General features: G+C 71.1%; 15 protein-coding genes. 1 reads left to right on the top strand and 14 read right to left on the bottom strand.

Annotation, left to right across the window (positions count from 1 at the left end):
- Entirely contained in the window at positions 1-501 is a 501-nt protein-coding gene (gene bldD, locus AB0F82_RS12035; protein ID WP_030026184.1) for a transcriptional regulator BldD, read from the top strand.
- Positions 502-690: 189 nt separating this feature from the next.
- Here bldD and nusB read toward each other — a convergent pair whose 3' ends face one another.
- The 14 genes from nusB to AB0F82_RS11965 all read right to left on the bottom strand — a co-directional run bounded on the left by nusB (position 691) and on the right by AB0F82_RS11965 (position 13,745).
- Positions 691-1,125, bottom strand: a complete 435-nt coding sequence (nusB, locus tag AB0F82_RS12030) for a transcription antitermination factor NusB (RefSeq protein WP_356813190.1) — start codon at positions 1,123-1,125, stop codon at positions 691-693.
- A gap of 2 nt (positions 1,126-1,127) precedes the next feature.
- Positions 1,128-1,694, bottom strand: coding sequence for an elongation factor P (gene efp, locus AB0F82_RS12025; RefSeq protein WP_030656220.1), 567 nt, complete (start codon positions 1,692-1,694; stop codon positions 1,128-1,130).
- A gap of 59 nt (positions 1,695-1,753) precedes the next feature.
- Positions 1,754-2,860 (bottom strand): aminopeptidase P family protein, encoded by a 1,107-nt coding sequence (locus tag AB0F82_RS12020; protein WP_356813189.1) that lies wholly within the window; start codon positions 2,858-2,860, stop codon positions 1,754-1,756.
- A 121-nt stretch (positions 2,861-2,981) separates the two neighbouring features.
- Positions 2,982-3,773: an AAA family ATPase gene (locus AB0F82_RS12015; RefSeq protein ID WP_362626058.1), complete on the bottom strand. Its 792-nt coding sequence runs from the start codon at positions 3,771-3,773 to the stop codon at positions 2,982-2,984.
- A 92-nt stretch (positions 3,774-3,865) separates the two neighbouring features.
- Complete coding sequence (gene aroQ / locus AB0F82_RS12010; RefSeq protein WP_362626055.1) at positions 3,866-4,306, bottom strand: type II 3-dehydroquinate dehydratase; 441 nt, start codon at positions 4,304-4,306, stop codon at positions 3,866-3,868.
- Entirely contained in the window at positions 4,303-5,394 is a 1,092-nt protein-coding gene (gene aroB / locus AB0F82_RS12005) for a 3-dehydroquinate synthase (RefSeq protein WP_362626052.1), read from the bottom strand. Before aroB ends, aroQ begins: the two co-directional genes overlap by 4 nt.
- Complete coding sequence (locus AB0F82_RS12000; protein WP_356813185.1) at positions 5,391-5,909, bottom strand: shikimate kinase; 519 nt, start codon at positions 5,907-5,909, stop codon at positions 5,391-5,393. The genes aroB and AB0F82_RS12000 overlap by 4 nt, the downstream gene beginning before the upstream one ends.
- Positions 5,906-7,090, bottom strand: a complete 1,185-nt coding sequence (aroC, locus tag AB0F82_RS11995; protein ID WP_356813184.1) for a chorismate synthase — start codon at positions 7,088-7,090, stop codon at positions 5,906-5,908. Before aroC ends, AB0F82_RS12000 begins: the two co-directional genes overlap by 4 nt.
- Positions 7,091-7,223: 133 nt before the next feature.
- Complete coding sequence (locus AB0F82_RS11990; RefSeq protein WP_362626049.1) at positions 7,224-7,415, bottom strand: hypothetical protein; 192 nt, start codon at positions 7,413-7,415, stop codon at positions 7,224-7,226.
- A gap of 113 nt (positions 7,416-7,528) precedes the next feature.
- Positions 7,529-8,356 carry a shikimate dehydrogenase gene (locus AB0F82_RS11985; protein WP_356813181.1) on the bottom strand — a complete coding sequence of 276 codons (828 nt, stop codon included), beginning with the start codon at positions 8,354-8,356 and terminating at the stop codon, positions 7,529-7,531.
- 6 nt (positions 8,357-8,362) lie between these two features.
- Positions 8,363-10,129, bottom strand: coding sequence for an endolytic transglycosylase MltG (gene mltG / locus AB0F82_RS11980; protein WP_362626046.1), 1,767 nt, complete (start codon positions 10,127-10,129; stop codon positions 8,363-8,365).
- A gap of 129 nt (positions 10,130-10,258) precedes the next feature.
- On the bottom strand, positions 10,259-10,729 hold the full coding sequence (gene ruvX, locus AB0F82_RS11975; RefSeq protein ID WP_030028999.1) for a Holliday junction resolvase RuvX: 471 nt from the start codon (positions 10,727-10,729) through the stop codon (positions 10,259-10,261).
- A gap of 2 nt (positions 10,730-10,731) precedes the next feature.
- The gene (alaS, locus tag AB0F82_RS11970) at positions 10,732-13,401 is read right to left on the bottom strand and encodes an alanine--tRNA ligase (RefSeq protein WP_362626043.1); all 2,670 of its coding nucleotides are present in this window, start codon (positions 13,399-13,401) and stop codon (positions 10,732-10,734) included.
- Positions 13,401-13,745 carry a DUF6167 family protein gene (locus tag AB0F82_RS11965; RefSeq protein ID WP_356813178.1) on the bottom strand — a complete coding sequence of 115 codons (345 nt, stop codon included), beginning with the start codon at positions 13,743-13,745 and terminating at the stop codon, positions 13,401-13,403. Before AB0F82_RS11965 ends, alaS begins: the two co-directional genes overlap by 1 nt.

The following is a 13,745-nucleotide window of genomic DNA, read 5'->3' as shown; positions in this document are numbered from 1 at the left end:
ATGTCCAGCGAATACGCCAAACAGCTCGGGGCCAAGCTCCGCGCCATCCGCACCCAGCAGGGCCTTTCCCTCCACGGTGTCGAGGAGAAGTCGCAGGGCCGGTGGAAGGCCGTGGTGGTCGGGTCGTACGAGCGCGGGGACCGCGCCGTGACCGTCCAGCGCCTGGCCGAGCTGGCGGACTTCTACGGGGTGCCGGTGCAGGAACTCCTGCCGGGCACGACTCCCGGCGGAGCGGCCGAGCCGCCGCCGAAGCTGCGCCTCGACCTGGAGCGGCTGGCGGGCGTCCCCGCCGAGAAGGCCGGCCCGCTGCAGCGTTACGCGGCGACGATCCAGAGCCAGCGCGGTGACTACAACGGCAAGGTGCTGTCGATCCGCCAGGACGACCTGCGCACCTTGGCCGTCATCTACGACCAGTCGCCCTCGGTCCTGACCGAGCAGCTCATCAGCTGGGGCGTGCTCGACGCGGATGCCCGTCGCGCGGTGGCGCACGAGGACGTCTGACCCTCACGCTCCACACCAGCAGAAACGTTTACCGGTGGGTGCCGGGCCCTTGCGGGGGCCCGGCACCCACCGGTTTTTCCGCCCCCCGCGCGCCCCGAGGCCGTAGGGGCGACAACGGAAGGGCCCGCAGCGCGTGCGCTGCGGGCCCTTCCGAATGGCGGTGCCGGTGCCGCCATGGGCGGCGTCCGGTCAGCTCTCGCTGCGCCGCAGGCTCGGCTTCAGGTCCTTGAAGCGGGCCAGCAGCCCGTTCACGAACGAGGGGGACTCGTCCGTGGAGAACTCCTTGGCGAGCTGGACGGCCTCGTCGATGGCCACGGCGTCCGGGGTGTCGTCCACCCAGATGAGCTCGTAGGCACCGAGCCGCACGATGTTCCGGTCCACGACCGGCATGCGGTCGAGTTCCCAGTCCACGGCGTAGGTGACGATCAGGTCGTCGATGCGGTTCACCTTGTCGGCGTAACCCTCGACAAGATCCATCGTGAAGGCGCTGACCGGCGGCTGCCGGTCGTCCGACCGCGCGTGGCGGATCCAGTCCGCGAGGACCTCGCGGACGGACACCCCGCGCTGGTCGGCCTCGAAGAGGATCTGGAAGGCGCGCTTGCGCGCGTTGCTCCGGGCAGCCACGGTTAGCTGTTCACCCGGCCGAGGTAGGCGCTGGTGCGGGTGTCGACCTTGATCTTCTCGCCGGTGGTGACGAAGAGCGGGACCTGGATCTCGTGACCGGTCTCCAGCTTGGCGGGCTTGGTGCCGCCGGTGGAGCGGTCGCCCTGGACACCCGGGTCGGTGTGCTCGATGGTCAGCTCGACGGCGGCCGGGAGCTCGACGTAGAGCACCTCGCCCTCGTGCTGGGCCACGGAGGCGGTGAAGCCCTCGATGAGGAAGTTGGCGGTGTCGCCGACTGCCTTCTTGTCGACCATCAGCTGGTCGTAGGTCTGCATGTCCATGAAGACGAAGTACTCGCCGTCCATGTAAGAGAACTGCATGTCACGGCGGTCGATGGTGGCCGTCTCGACCTTCGTGCCGGCGTTGAAGGTCTTGTCGACGACCTTGCCGGAGAGCACGTGCTTGAGCTTGGTGCGCACGAAGGCCGGGCCCTTGCCGGGCTTGACGTGCTGGAACTCGACGACGGACCAGAGCTGGTCACCGTCGAGCTTGAGCACCATGCCGTTCTTGAGGTCGTTCGTGGAAGCCACGGTTGCGGAATCTCCTGCACTGGAAGACCACGGGTGCGCGCACTACCCGGCAGTGCGGGCTAGAGCGCGAGCAGCTCCTTGGTCGTAATGGTGAGTAGCTCGGGACCGCCGTCCGCCTCGGGGCGTACGACGAGCGTGTCATCGATCCGGACACCTCCCCGGCCGGGGAGGTGAACCCCCGGTTCGACGGTGACCGGCACGCAAGCGTCCAGTTTACCCATTGCCGTAGGTGCAAGCTGCGGGTCCTCGTCGATTTCGAGGCCGACACCGTGTCCCGTCGATGGAGCGAGGGCTTCCGCGTGCCCCGCGGAGTCCAGGACGGACCGGGCCGCGTGGTCCACTTCCCGGTAGGCGGCCCCCGGCAGGAGCGCCTCCCGGCCAGCCCGCTGGGCGGTGAAGACGCAGTCGTAGAGCTCGATCTGCCAGTCGGCCGGGGTGGTGCCGATGACGAAGGTCCGGCCGATCTCGCACCGGTAGCCGCGGTAGTTGGCGCCCAGGCAGACGGAGAGGAAGTCCCCCTCCTCCACCCTGCGGTCGGAGGGCCGGTGCCGGGAGTGGCCGGAGTGCGGGCCGGTGCCGACGGAGGTCGGGAAGGCCGGGCCGTCCGCGCCGTGGTCGACGAGCCGGCGCTCCAGCTCCAGCGCGAGGTGGCGTTCGGTGCGCCCGACGAGGATGGACTCCAGCAGCTCGCCCAGTGCCTGGTCGGCGATCTCGGCGGCGATCCGCAGACAGGCGATCTCGCCCTCGTCCTTGACGAGGCGCTGCTGCTCCACCGCGTTGCCGAGGTCGGCGAGGCGCAGCTTGGGCGCGACGGACCGCAGGGCCCGGTGCCGGGCGACAGTGAGGTGGTGCTCCTCCACGGCGAGCGAGTCGGCACGTACGGAGGAGGCGGCGTCGGCCGCCGCGACGGCGGGATCCCCGCCGCGGCCGGCCAGCACGGTGACTCGGAGGTGTTCGTCGAGGCGGCCCTCGTCGGCCTCGCCGGTGGGCGCGCCGGCGCAGAACATCGCGTCCTCGGTCGGTCCGACGAGCAGTACGGCGCCGAGCGGTGACGCCCCGGAGAGGTAGCGGACGTTCGCCGGACGCGTGATCAGCGCTGCGGCGTTCCCCGCGGCGGCGCATCGGTCGCGAAGCAGGCCCCGACGGGCGGCGTACACGTCTGACATGTCTTCGAGCGTACGAGCGCCGTGCGGATCCGGCCCGGCGAGCGCGTCCGGACGAGGCGCGGCACGGGCCCGCCGCGACGGGCCGACTCCCCTGGCCCCTCCTGCGACCCCGGCGGGAGCGCTACCAGCCGCCGGGTGCCGGGAGGGCTCTGGCCAGGGCCTCGTCGAGAGCGCGGGCGGTGCCTTCGACGTCGAGCTGGGAGTTGTCGATGATCGGCAGTCCGGAGCCGTACCAGCCGGCCATCCGGCCGTGGATGCGGGCGACCTCCTCGTCGGAGAGCCGGCGGTTGCCGGAGCGCTCGGCGTTGCGCTCCAGGACGATCTCCAGGCCGGGCAGGAGCACGACCGGCAGCAGCGTCGGCCCCACGTGCCGCTTCCAGCCGCCCAGTCCCACCACGGGCCGGTCGGGGAAGACGGCGTCGTCGAGGATGCAGGAGATGCCGTTGGCCAGGTAGTTGCGGGCCGCGAAACCGCAGGTGCGGCGGGCGAGCCGGTACTGGGCCTCGGAGTGCTCGTTCCAGCCGGCCTGCGGGTCGGCGAAGCCGGAGCAGACCCATTCGCGCACGTCGTCCAGGCTGACGTGCGCGGTGGGCACGGGACGGGTGCTGGCCCAGTGCCGGGCCACGGTGGTCTTGCCCGCGCCGGCGGGCCCGATCAGCAGTACGGCGAGCACCGCGCCGCCGGTCCCCGCCACCGCGGGCGGCAGCGGGATGTGCCCGGTGGCCTCCGGTACGGGCGCCACCTGGGGCGGCGGCGCCGGCGCCTGGTGCGGGGACGGGGCCTGCTGCTGGGACGGCGGCGGGGGCGGGTGCGAACCCGGCCAGCCCTGCGCCGGGGGTATGGGCGGCTGCGGGGGCGCCGCAGGACGCTGCCCCGGCTGCCCCCAGCCCCCGCCACCCACTCCTTGGTGCATCCGCTGCCACTCCGTCTCGTTCCTGCGACTGATGCGAGAACGTTATATGACCGCGGAGGCCCGACCGTCCACCAGGCCCCGGGCGGGGTGTGTCAGGAGTCGATCTCGTCCGCCAGCGCACGCAGCGCCAGCCGGTAGGAGCCGATACCGAAGCCCGCCACGGTCCCGGTCGCCACGGCCGCGATGACCGAGGTGTGCCGGAACTCCTCACGGGCGTACGGGTTGGAGATGTGCACCTCGATCAGCGGCGCCGTGCGCTGCGCGGCCGCGTCCCGCATGCCGTACGAGTAGTGGGTGAAGGCCCCCGGGTTGATGACCACGGGGATCTTCCCGTCCGCCGCCTCGTGCAGCCAGCGGATGATCTCACCCTCGTCGTTGGTCTCGCGGACCTCGACGTCGAAGCCGAGTTCCCCGCCCAGCGACCGGCAGCTCTCCACCAGGCCCGCGTACGAGGTGGCCCCGTACACGTCGGGCTCGCGCGAGCCGAGTCGGCCAAGGTTCGGGCCGTTCAGCACGAGGACGGGCCGGCTCACGCCGACACCTCGCCGTAGGCGGCGATCAGGTGTGCCGGGTCGGGGCCCTCCAGGACGGTCGGCTTGCCCAGGCCGTCGAGGACGATGAAGCGCAGCAGGTTGCCGCGGGACTTCTTGTCGACCTGCATGGTCTGGAGCAGCTTGGGCCACTGGTCGCCGCGGTAGGTCAGCGGCAGCCCGACGGAGGCGAGGACCTCCTTGTGCCGGTCGGCGGTCGCGTCGTCGAGGCGGCCGGCGAGCCGGCCGAGTTCGGCGGCGAAGACCATGCCGACCGACACGGCCGCGCCGTGCCGCCACTTGTAGCGCTCGTTCTTCTCGATGGCGTGCGCGAGGGTGTGGCCGTAGTTGAGGATCTCGCGGAGTCCCGACTCCTTGAGGTCGCTGGAGACGACGTCGGCCTTGACCTGGATGGAGCGCACGATCAGTTCGGCGGTGTGCGGACCGGCGGGCGTACGGGCCGCCTGCGGGTCCTCCTCGATCAGGTCGAGGATCACCGGGTCGGCGATGAATCCGGCCTTGATGATCTCGGCGAGGCCGCTGACGTAGTCGTTGACCGGCAGGGACTCCAGCGCCGCCAGGTCGCAGAGCACACCGGCCGGCGGGTGGAAGGCGCCCACGAGGTTCTTGCCCTCGGCGGTGTTGATGCCGGTCTTGCCGCCGACGGCCGCGTCCACCATCGCCAGGACGGTGGTCGGTACGGCGACCCAGCGCACGCCGCGCAGCCAGCTGGCCGCGACGAAGCCCGCGAGGTCGGTGGTGGCTCCCCCGCCGACGCCGACGATGACGTCGGTACGAGTGAAGCCGGACTGGCCCAGCGCCTTCCAGCAGTACGCGGCGACCTCGACCGTCTTGGCCTCTTCGGCGTTCGGCACCTGGATGGCGATCGCCTCGTAGCCCTGGTCGGCGAGGTCGTCGCGCAGCGCCTCACCGGTCGAGGCGAGGGCCTCGGGGTGGATCACGGCGACCCGCTGGGCCTTCGTACCGATCAGGGAGCCGAGCTCGCCGAGCAGCTGCTGCCCGACCAACACGTCGTACGGGTCATGGCCGGCGCTTCCGCCGACGTGGATCCGCGTCACCTGGTCTGTCATACGTCCTTCAACTCCAGAGCGTCGAGGACCGCCTGGGCGACCTCTTCGGGGGTACGGTCGTCGGTGGCCACGACGACGCGCGCGACTTCGGTGTAGAGGGGGCGTCTGGCCTCCATCAGCTCGCGCCACTGGCGGCGCGGGTTGACGGCGAGCAGCGGGCGCGCGGCGCCGAGGCCCACGCGCCGTACGGCTTCCTCGACGTCCATCGAGAGATAGGCGACGGGCAGGCCGGTCAGCAGCTCGCGGGTGCCCTCGTCGAGGACGGCTCCGCCGCCGAGGGCGAGGACTCCGGTGTGCTCGGCGACGGCGGCCGCGACGGCCTGCCGTTCCAGCTCGCGGAAGTACGGCTCGCCCTCGTCGACGAAGATGTCGGAGATCGGCCGGCCCTGGGCCGTGACGATGTCCGCGTCGGTGTCCCGGTAGGGGACGCCGAGCCGCTCGGCGAGCAGCGCCCCCACCGTGGACTTGCCGGACCCCATGGGTCCGACGAGGACGACGAGCGGTCCGGCCGTCACCGGATCTGCAGGTTGTCGAGGTAGGCCCGGACGTTGCGGCGGGTCTCGGGCACCGAGTCGCCGCCGAACTTCTCGACGACGGCGTCGGCCAGCACGAGGGCGACCATCGCCTCGGCGACGATGCCGGCGGCCGGCACGGCGCAGACGTCGGAGCGCTGGTGGTGGGCCACGGTCGCCTCGCCGGTGGCGACGTCGATGGTGGCGAGGGCGCGCGGAACGGTCGCGATGGGCTTCATCGCGGCGCGGACGCGGAGCAGTTCGCCGGTGGTCAGGCCGCCTTCGGTCCCGCCGGAGCGGCCGGAGGTGCGCTTGATGCCCTCGGGGGTGGAGACGATCTCGTCGTGGGCCTTGGAGCCGGGCACGCGGGCGAGCTCGAAGCCGTCGCCGACCTCGACGCCCTTGATGGCCTGGATGCCCATGAGGGCTCCGGCGAGGCGGGCGTCGAGCCGGCGGTCCCAGTGGACGTGCGAGCCGAGGCCGACCGGGACGCCGTAGGCCAGCACCTCGACGACGCCGCCGAGGGTGTCGCCGTCCTTGTGGGCCTGGTCGATCTCCGCGACCATCGCCTTGCTGGCGTCGGCGTCGAGGCAGCGCACCGGGTCGGCGTCGAGCTTGTCGACGTCGGCGGGGGTGGGGAGGACTCCGTACGGGGCCTTGGCGGCGGCCAGCTCGACCACGTGGGAGACGATCTCGATGCCCGCGACCTCCTTGATGAAGGAGCGGGCGACGGCGCCGAGGGCGACGCGGGCGGCGGTCTCACGGGCGCTGGCGCGCTCCAGGATCGGCCGGGCCTCGTCGAAGCCGTACTTCTGCATGCCCGCGAGGTCGGCGTGGCCGGGGCGCGGACGGGTCAGCGGCGCGTTGCGGCCGGTGTCCTTGAGGAGCGAGGGGTCGACCGGGTCGGCCGACATGACGGTCTCCCACTTGGGCCACTCGGTGTTGCCGATCATGACCGCGATCGGGGAGCCCTGGGACAGGCCGTGGCGGACGCCGCCGAGGAAGGTGATCTCGTCCTGCTCGAACTTCATCCGGGCACCGCGGCCATAGCCGAGCCGGCGACGGGCCAGGTGATCGGCCACCAGCTCGGTGGTGACCGGGACGCCGGCGGGAAGACCCTCCAGCGTCGCGACCAGTGCCGGTCCGTGCGACTCTCCTGCGGTCAGCCAACGCAACCTGCTCAACGATGCTCCTCATGCTCGCGCCTGGTACTGCGACGGCGCGATCGGGTGCGCGGCCCGGACCCGCCTCACCCGAATCCTCCCACGTCCGGAGTGGTTTCTTGGGCCCCGGTCCAGCTGTCGGACGCCTTGGTGGTCAGCGGACGCGGCTGCGGCGGCCGCGGAGCCAGCTGATCGCCGTCCACACGCCGACGGAACCGAGGAGTCCGAAGACGACGGCCTTGGCCCATACCGGCAGGTCTCCGAAGGCCACCCTGATCAGGCTGAAGAGCGCCAAGGGGAGGTCCCACTTCGACGCGAGTACCTGCTCCGTGTCCGTTCCGTCCATCCCATCCCCCTGTAAAAGTGCAGGTGAACAGGGTAACGGGTGATATTACCGCCGAGTAGCCACAATCCCGCCAAGATCGCCCGCCGGCCCGACCGGCCGGCCGCGCCGGAGCCTCAGCGGGCTCCTGAGAGGGCCGCGAGGCCTGCGCGCCGCATCACTTGGAGCGGCGCCGGGGAGCGGCCCGTCATCTGCTCGACCTGGAGGACCGCCTGGTGCACCAGCAGGTCCAGGCCGCCCAGGAGCTTGCCCCCGCGCTGCGACCAGGCGGCGGCGAGGGCCGTCGGCCAGGGGTCGTACAGGACGTCGAAGAGGGTGCCCGGGGCGGCCGGGACCGCCGCGGCCAGTTCGTCGGTGGCTCCGGCCGGGGTGGTCGCGATGACCAGGGGCGCCTCCAGCGCCGCTGCGGCCTCGGACCAGTCGGCCGTGCGGACGGGGACGCCGAGCCGCTCGCCCCACCGGCGCATCTCGCCGGCGCGCGCCGACGAGCGGACGTACGCCGTGACCTCGCCGGTGCAGATCCGCGAGAGCGCGGCCAGCGCCGAGGAGGCGGTGGCCCCGGCCCCGAGGACGGCGGCCGAGGGGACCTTCTCGACGCCGCGCTCGTGGAGCGCGGCGACGATGCCGGGGATGTCGGTGTTGTCGCCCAGGCGTCGGCCGTCCCGCGTGAGGACGACCGTGTTGACGGCCTCGACGCAGGCCGCCGTGTCGCTGACGCCGTCCAGCAGCGGGATGACAGCCCGCTTGAGCGGCATGGTCAGCGACAGCCCGGCCCACTCGGGGCCGAGCCCGGCGACGAACCCGGGGAGCGCGGCCTCGTCGATCTCGAAGCGGTCGTACGACCAGTCGTCGAGGCCGAGCTCCCGGTAGGCGGCACGGTGGAGCACCGGTGAGAGCGAGTGCTCGATGGGCGAACCCAGCACCGCGGCCCGTATCCGTGTCATGTCCTGCTACCCGCCGTTCTTCTGCTTCTGCCGTTCCTGGAACTCGGCGACGAGCTTGAGGTGCTCGTCGTAGGTCTTGGTGAAGGTCGTCGTGTTGCCGTCGACCGACACGAAGAACATCCAGCCGCCGTGGTCCGGGTTGAGCGTAGCGGTAAGGGCGTCCATGCCCGGGTTCCCGATGGGGCCGACGGGCAGCCCCTTGATGAAGTGGGTGTTGTACGGGTTGTTGAACGCCTGGGCTTCCTTGAGGTTGAAGTTGATCTCGCTCTGGTTCTTGGCGTAGTTGTACGTCGAGTCGAACTCGATCTTCTGGTTCGTGACGTCGTTGGTCTTCTTCATGCGGTTGTAGACGACCTCGGACATCTTGCGGAAGTCGTCGTGGTTCTTGCCCTCGGCGTTGACGAGGCTGGCGACCGTGACGACCTGGAGCGGGTTCTCCAGCCCCAGCTCCTTGGCCTTGGCCTCGATGCCCAGCTCCGCGTACTTGTCGGTGGCGTTCTTGACCATCTGCTTGAGCAGCGACTCGGGGGTGCTGTCCTTGCTGAGGTCGTAGCGCGTCGGGAACAGGAAGCCCTCGAGCGGGTCCATGAGCTTGGGGTTGTTCCCGGCCCAGGCCGGCAGCCCCAGGTTCTTGGCGTCGCGCAGGGCGATCTCCCGGGTGGTGCCCTCCGGCTTGCTCAGCTTCTTGTCGATCGCCTCGTACACCTTGGAGTTGCGCATGCCCTCGGTGACGGTGATGACGTTCAGCTTGGTGGGGTCGATCATCAGCGCGACGGCGGCCGCACCCGACATCTTCTTGTTCATCGGGTAGACACCGGGCTGGATGGACTTGCCCTTGGGGTTGGCGTTCGCCGCGTCGACGAAGGCCTGGGCGCTGGCGACGACGCCGGCCTCCTTGAGGATGCGGCCCATCTGCCCCAGGCCCGCGCCCTTGGGGATCTCCACGTCGACGACCTCGCCGGCGCCCTCGCCCGCGAAGTCCTCGGCAGGGGCGAACCTGGCCTTGATGTAGGTGTAGCCGTAGTAGCCGCCACCACCGACCACGCCGAGGATGACCACGGCGGCGAGCAGGCAGGCCGTGCCGCTGCGCTGCTTCTTGCCGCCCTTCGGCGAACGGCCGCCGCGACGGCCCGCGGGCTCGTCTCCGTCACCGTCGTCCTCGCCGTCGCGACCCGCGCCGCCGACGGGGAGGTCGCTCTCGGGCTCCTCCTGCTCGACCGGTTCCGGCTCCAGGTGGCGCCGGCCCGGGGGCTGCGGCGGCGGGTAGGCCTCGGCCGTGCCGTAGAGGTCGGGGGTCTCGCCCGGGTAGCCGGCCGACGGGTGCTGGGCGTAGTCCGCCCCCGCGTACGGGTCGGTCTGCACCGCGGCCGTGTACTGGCTCTGGCCGGTGTCCCAGCCCTGGCTGTCGTACACCGGCTGCTGGGGCTGCCCCTGCTGCGGGGTGTACTGGTGCGGCGGCTGAGCCTGTTGCGGGTGCTGAGCCTGCTGGGGGTGCTGAGCCTGCTGCGGGGCGTACCCCTGCTGCGGCTGGGCGTACTGCTGCTGCGCGTACTGCTGCTGCTGGTACTCGGGGTACTGCTGGTACTCCTGGTACTGCGGCTGCTGGGGGTACTGCTGCTGGTACTGGGGCTCCTGCTGGTACTCCTGCTGCGGGGCACCGGCGTACGGCACCTGGCCCTGCTGGGTCTGGTGCCCGGTCCACCCCTGGTCCCCGTACAGGGGGTCCTCAGGGTGCCAGGGTTCGGGGCCACGGCCCCGGCCATACTCAGTCATCGGTCCCCTAGAGCCGCGAGACGCGGGGCCATGGACTCCGTCGTCCGTGGCACCCGGTTCCGCCTCTTTGACGGTGGGCGACGGCTGTTCGAATGCCGTCTCATCGCGCGGAACGTTACCGTATCGCGATCAGACAACCACTTCGACGCACTCGCCAGGCGGATTACCTGATACCCGTTCGGTCTCAAGAGCGTTCTGAAGGATCACCACAGCGGCGGCCTGGTCGATGACCGACCGGCCCTTCTTCGCGTTCCTGCCGGAGGCGCGCAGCCCCTGGGCGGCGGTGACCGTGGTCATCCGCTCGTCCACCAGACGGACCGTCACCGGCTTGATGCCCTTGGCGAGTTCGTTCGCGAAGGCGCGCACCTTGGCCGCGGCCGGCCCTTCCCGCCCGCTGAGCGAGCGGGGGAGGCCGACCACGACTTCGAGGGGCTCGTACTCCTCGACGAGCTGCCGCAGCCGCCGGTGGGCGAAGGGGATGTCCCGGCCCGGAACGGTTTCCACCGGTGTGGCCAACACCCCATCGGGGTCGCAGGACGCGACCCCGATCCGGGCGTCCCCGACGTCGATGGCCAGTCGGCGGCCGCGGCGCAGTGTCATCGTCAGGCCGTCTCGACGACGAGGCGCTCGACGGCGCTGATGGCCTCCGGGACGGCAGCCGGGTTCTGGCCGCCGCCCTGGGCGACGTCCGGCTTGCCGCCACCGCCGCCGCCGAGGGTCTTGGCGGCCGTACGGACCAGGTCACCGGCCTTGAGACCGCGCTCGCGGGCCGCCTCGTTGGTCGCGATGACGGTCAGCGGGCGGCCGCCCGCGACGGTGAACAGGGCCACGACCGCCGGACGGTCGCCGGGGATCCGCACGCGGACGTCGAGGACCAGCTTGCGCAGGTCGTCGGCGCCGATGCCGTCCGCCACCTGGCCGACGACCAGGGCGACGCCGTGGATGTCCTGGGCGTTGGCGGCGAGACCGGCGGCGGCCTGGAGGACCTTCTCCGCGCGGAACTTCTCGATCTCCTTCTCGGCGTCCTTCAGCTTGCCGAGCATCGAGGCGATCTTCTCCGGCAGCTCCTCCGGACGGCCCTTGACCAGCTCCTGCAGCTGGGCGACGACCGTGTGCTCCTTGGCGAGGAAGTTGTACGCGTCCACGCCCACCAGGGCCTCGACGCGGCGCACGCCGGAGCCGATGGAGGACTCGCCGAGCAGCTTCACCAGACCCAGCTGGGAGGTGTTGCCGACGTGCGTGCCGCCGCACAGCTCCTTGGAGAAGTCGCCGATGGTGACGACGCGCACGCGCTCGCCGTACTTCTCGCCGAACTCGGCGATGGCGCCCTGCTTCTTCGCCTCGTCGATGCTCATGATCTCGGCGGTGACGTCGAGCTCCCGCGAGAGCACGTCGTTGATCTTCTGCTCGACGTCGGTGAGGACGGTGCCCGGGACGGCGTTCGGCGAACCGAAGTCGAAGCGGAAGCGGCCCGGCGAGTTCTCGGAACCGGCCTGGGCGGCCGTCGGGCCCAGGGCGTCGCGCAGCGCCTGGTGCGTCAGGTGCGTGGCGGAGTGGGCGCGGGCGATGGCCCGGCGGCGGTGGACGTCGATGGCGGCGTACGCGGAGGCGCCCACCGTCACCTCGCCGACCTGGACGGAGCCCTTGTGCACGGAGACGCCCGGGACGGGCTGCTGCACGTCGCGGACGACGATGACGGCGCCCGAGTCGAGCTTGATCCGGCCCTGGTCGGCGAGCTGGCCGCCGCCCTCGGCGTAGAAGGGGGTGCGGTCGAGGACGACCTCGACCTCGTCGCCCTCGGAGGCGGCGGGCGCGGAGACGCCGTTGACCAGCAGGCCGACGACGGTGGACTCGCCCTGGTTGGTGGCGTAGCCGGTGAACTCGGTGGCGCCGGCGCCGTCGGCGATCTCCCGGTAGGCGGACATGTCCGCGTGGCCGGTCTTCTTGGCCTTGGCGTCGGCCTTGGCGCGGTCGCGCTGCTCCTGCATCAGGCGGCGGAAGCCGGACTCGTCCACGGAGAGGCCCTGCTCGGCGGCCATCTCCAGGGTGAGGTCGATCGGGAAGCCCCAGGTGTCGTGGAGCAGGAACGCCTTGTCGCCGGAGAGGACCGTGCCGCCGGCGGCCTTGGTATCGGTCACGGCGGTGTCGAGGATGTTGGTGCCACCCTTGATGGCCTTGAGGAAGGCGGCTTCCTCGGCGAGCGCGACGGTCTCGATGCGCTTGCGGTCGGTGATGAGCTCCGGGTACTGCTGCCCCATCGTGTCGATCACGACGTCGACGAGGTCCTGGACGACAGGTCCCGTGGCGCCCATGAGGCGCATGTTGCGGATGGCGCGGCGCATGATGCGGCGCAGCACGTAGCCGCGGCCCTCGTTGCCGGGGGTGACGCCGTCGCCGATGAGCATGACGGAGGTGCGGATGTGGTCGGCGACGACGCGCATGGACACGTCGGTGTCCCGGGCGGCCCCGTACCGGACGCCGGTCAGCTCGGTGGCCTTGTCCATGACCACGCGCAGGGTGTCGGTCTCGTACATGTTCTGCACGCCCTGCAGGATCATGGCGAGGCGCTCGAGGCCGAGACCGGTGTCGATGTTCTTCGACGGCAGGTCGCCGAGGATCGGGAAGTCTTCCTTCCCGTCGCCGGCGCCGCGCTCGTACTGCATGAAGACCAGGTTCCAGATCTCCACGTAGCGCTCGTCGTTGACGGCCGGGCCGCCCTCGACGCCGAACTCCGGGCCGCGGTCGTAGTTGATCTCCGAGCACGGGCCGCAGGGGCCGGGGACGCCCATGGACCAGAAGTTGTCCTTCTTGCCCAGGCGCTGGATGCGCTCGGCGGGGACGCCGATGACGTCGCGCCAGATCGTCTCGGCCTCGTCGTCGTCGAGGTAGACGGTGATCCAGAGCTTCTCGGGCTCGAGGCCGTAGCCGCCGTCCGCCACGGAGCTGGTGAGCAGCTCCCAGGCGTACTTGATGGCGCCTTCCTTGAAGTAGTCGCCGAAGGAGAAGTTGCCGCACATCTGGAAGAACGTGCCGTGGCGGGTGGTCTTGCCGACCTCTTCGATGTCCGGCGTACGGACGCACTTCTGCACGCTGGTGGCGCGGGGGGCCGGGGGCTTGGTCTCACCGAGGAAGTACGGCTTGAAGGGGACCATGCCCGCGTTGACCAGCAGCAGAGTCGGGTCGTCCGCGATGAGCGACGCCGAAGGGACAACGGCGTGACCGCGCTCCTCGAAGAAGCTCAGCCAGCGGCGGCGGATTTCAGCCGACTCCATCAGTGGTCCTCATTCCGGTTGTACGAAAGCTTTGGTCGGGGGTTGCTCTGGTCGTTCTCGATGGCCCGCAGCCGTCGCGGCCCGGGGAGGGCGGTGACGTTGTCGGGCCGGTCGGGGTCCTGGTGGAGCCCCAGTGCGTCGTTCAGCTCGTCCTCGCGCTGCGTCATTCCCGCTTTGACGTCGAGGGCGAAGTCCTTGAGGCGGTGCCCCGCCTCGACGGCCTTGTCGGCGGCCTGGGCCGCGAGGCTCTCCGGCGTCAGCTTCTTGAGCTGACGGTTGACCTTGGTGGTGGCCCACACGCCGGCGGCTGCGCCTGCGGTGAACCAGAAGGCTCGGCGGAACAT

The sequence above is a fragment of the Streptomyces virginiae genome (assembly GCF_040638905.1).
Classification (GTDB): Bacteria; Actinomycetota; Actinomycetes; order Streptomycetales; family Streptomycetaceae; genus Streptomyces; species Streptomyces virginiae_B.
Note: the sequence above shows the minus strand (reverse complement) of the source record. Positions and strands in the feature narration are given on the sequence as shown.

Bases quoted from the DNA above. Each gene is read 5' to 3' on its own strand.
- bldD (WP_030026184.1), top strand. From the start codon at position 1: ATGTCCAGCGAATACGCCAAACAGCTCGGGGCCAAGCTCCGCGCCATC.
- AB0F82_RS12020 (WP_356813189.1), bottom strand. From the start codon at position 2,860: ATGTCAGACGTGTACGCCGCCCGTCGGGGCCTGCTTCGCGACCGATGC.
- AB0F82_RS12015 (WP_362626058.1), bottom strand. From the start codon at position 3,773: ATGCACCAAGGAGTGGGTGGCGGGGGCTGGGGGCAGCCGGGGCAGCGT.
- aroB (WP_362626052.1), bottom strand. From the start codon at position 5,394: ATGACAGACCAGGTGACGCGGATCCACGTCGGCGGAAGCGCCGGCCAT.
- AB0F82_RS11990 (WP_362626049.1), bottom strand. From the start codon at position 7,415: ATGGACGGAACGGACACGGAGCAGGTACTCGCGTCGAAGTGGGACCTC.
- AB0F82_RS11985 (WP_356813181.1), bottom strand. From the start codon at position 8,356: ATGACACGGATACGGGCCGCGGTGCTGGGTTCGCCCATCGAGCACTCG.
- mltG (WP_362626046.1), bottom strand. From the start codon at position 10,129: ATGACTGAGTATGGCCGGGGCCGTGGCCCCGAACCCTGGCACCCTGAG.
- ruvX (WP_030028999.1), bottom strand. From the start codon at position 10,729: ATGACACTGCGCCGCGGCCGCCGACTGGCCATCGACGTCGGGGACGCC.
- alaS (WP_362626043.1), bottom strand. From the start codon at position 13,401: ATGGAGTCGGCTGAAATCCGCCGCCGCTGGCTGAGCTTCTTCGAGGAG.
- AB0F82_RS11965 (WP_356813178.1), bottom strand. From the start codon at position 13,745: ATGTTCCGCCGAGCCTTCTGGTTCACCGCAGGCGCAGCCGCCGGCGTG.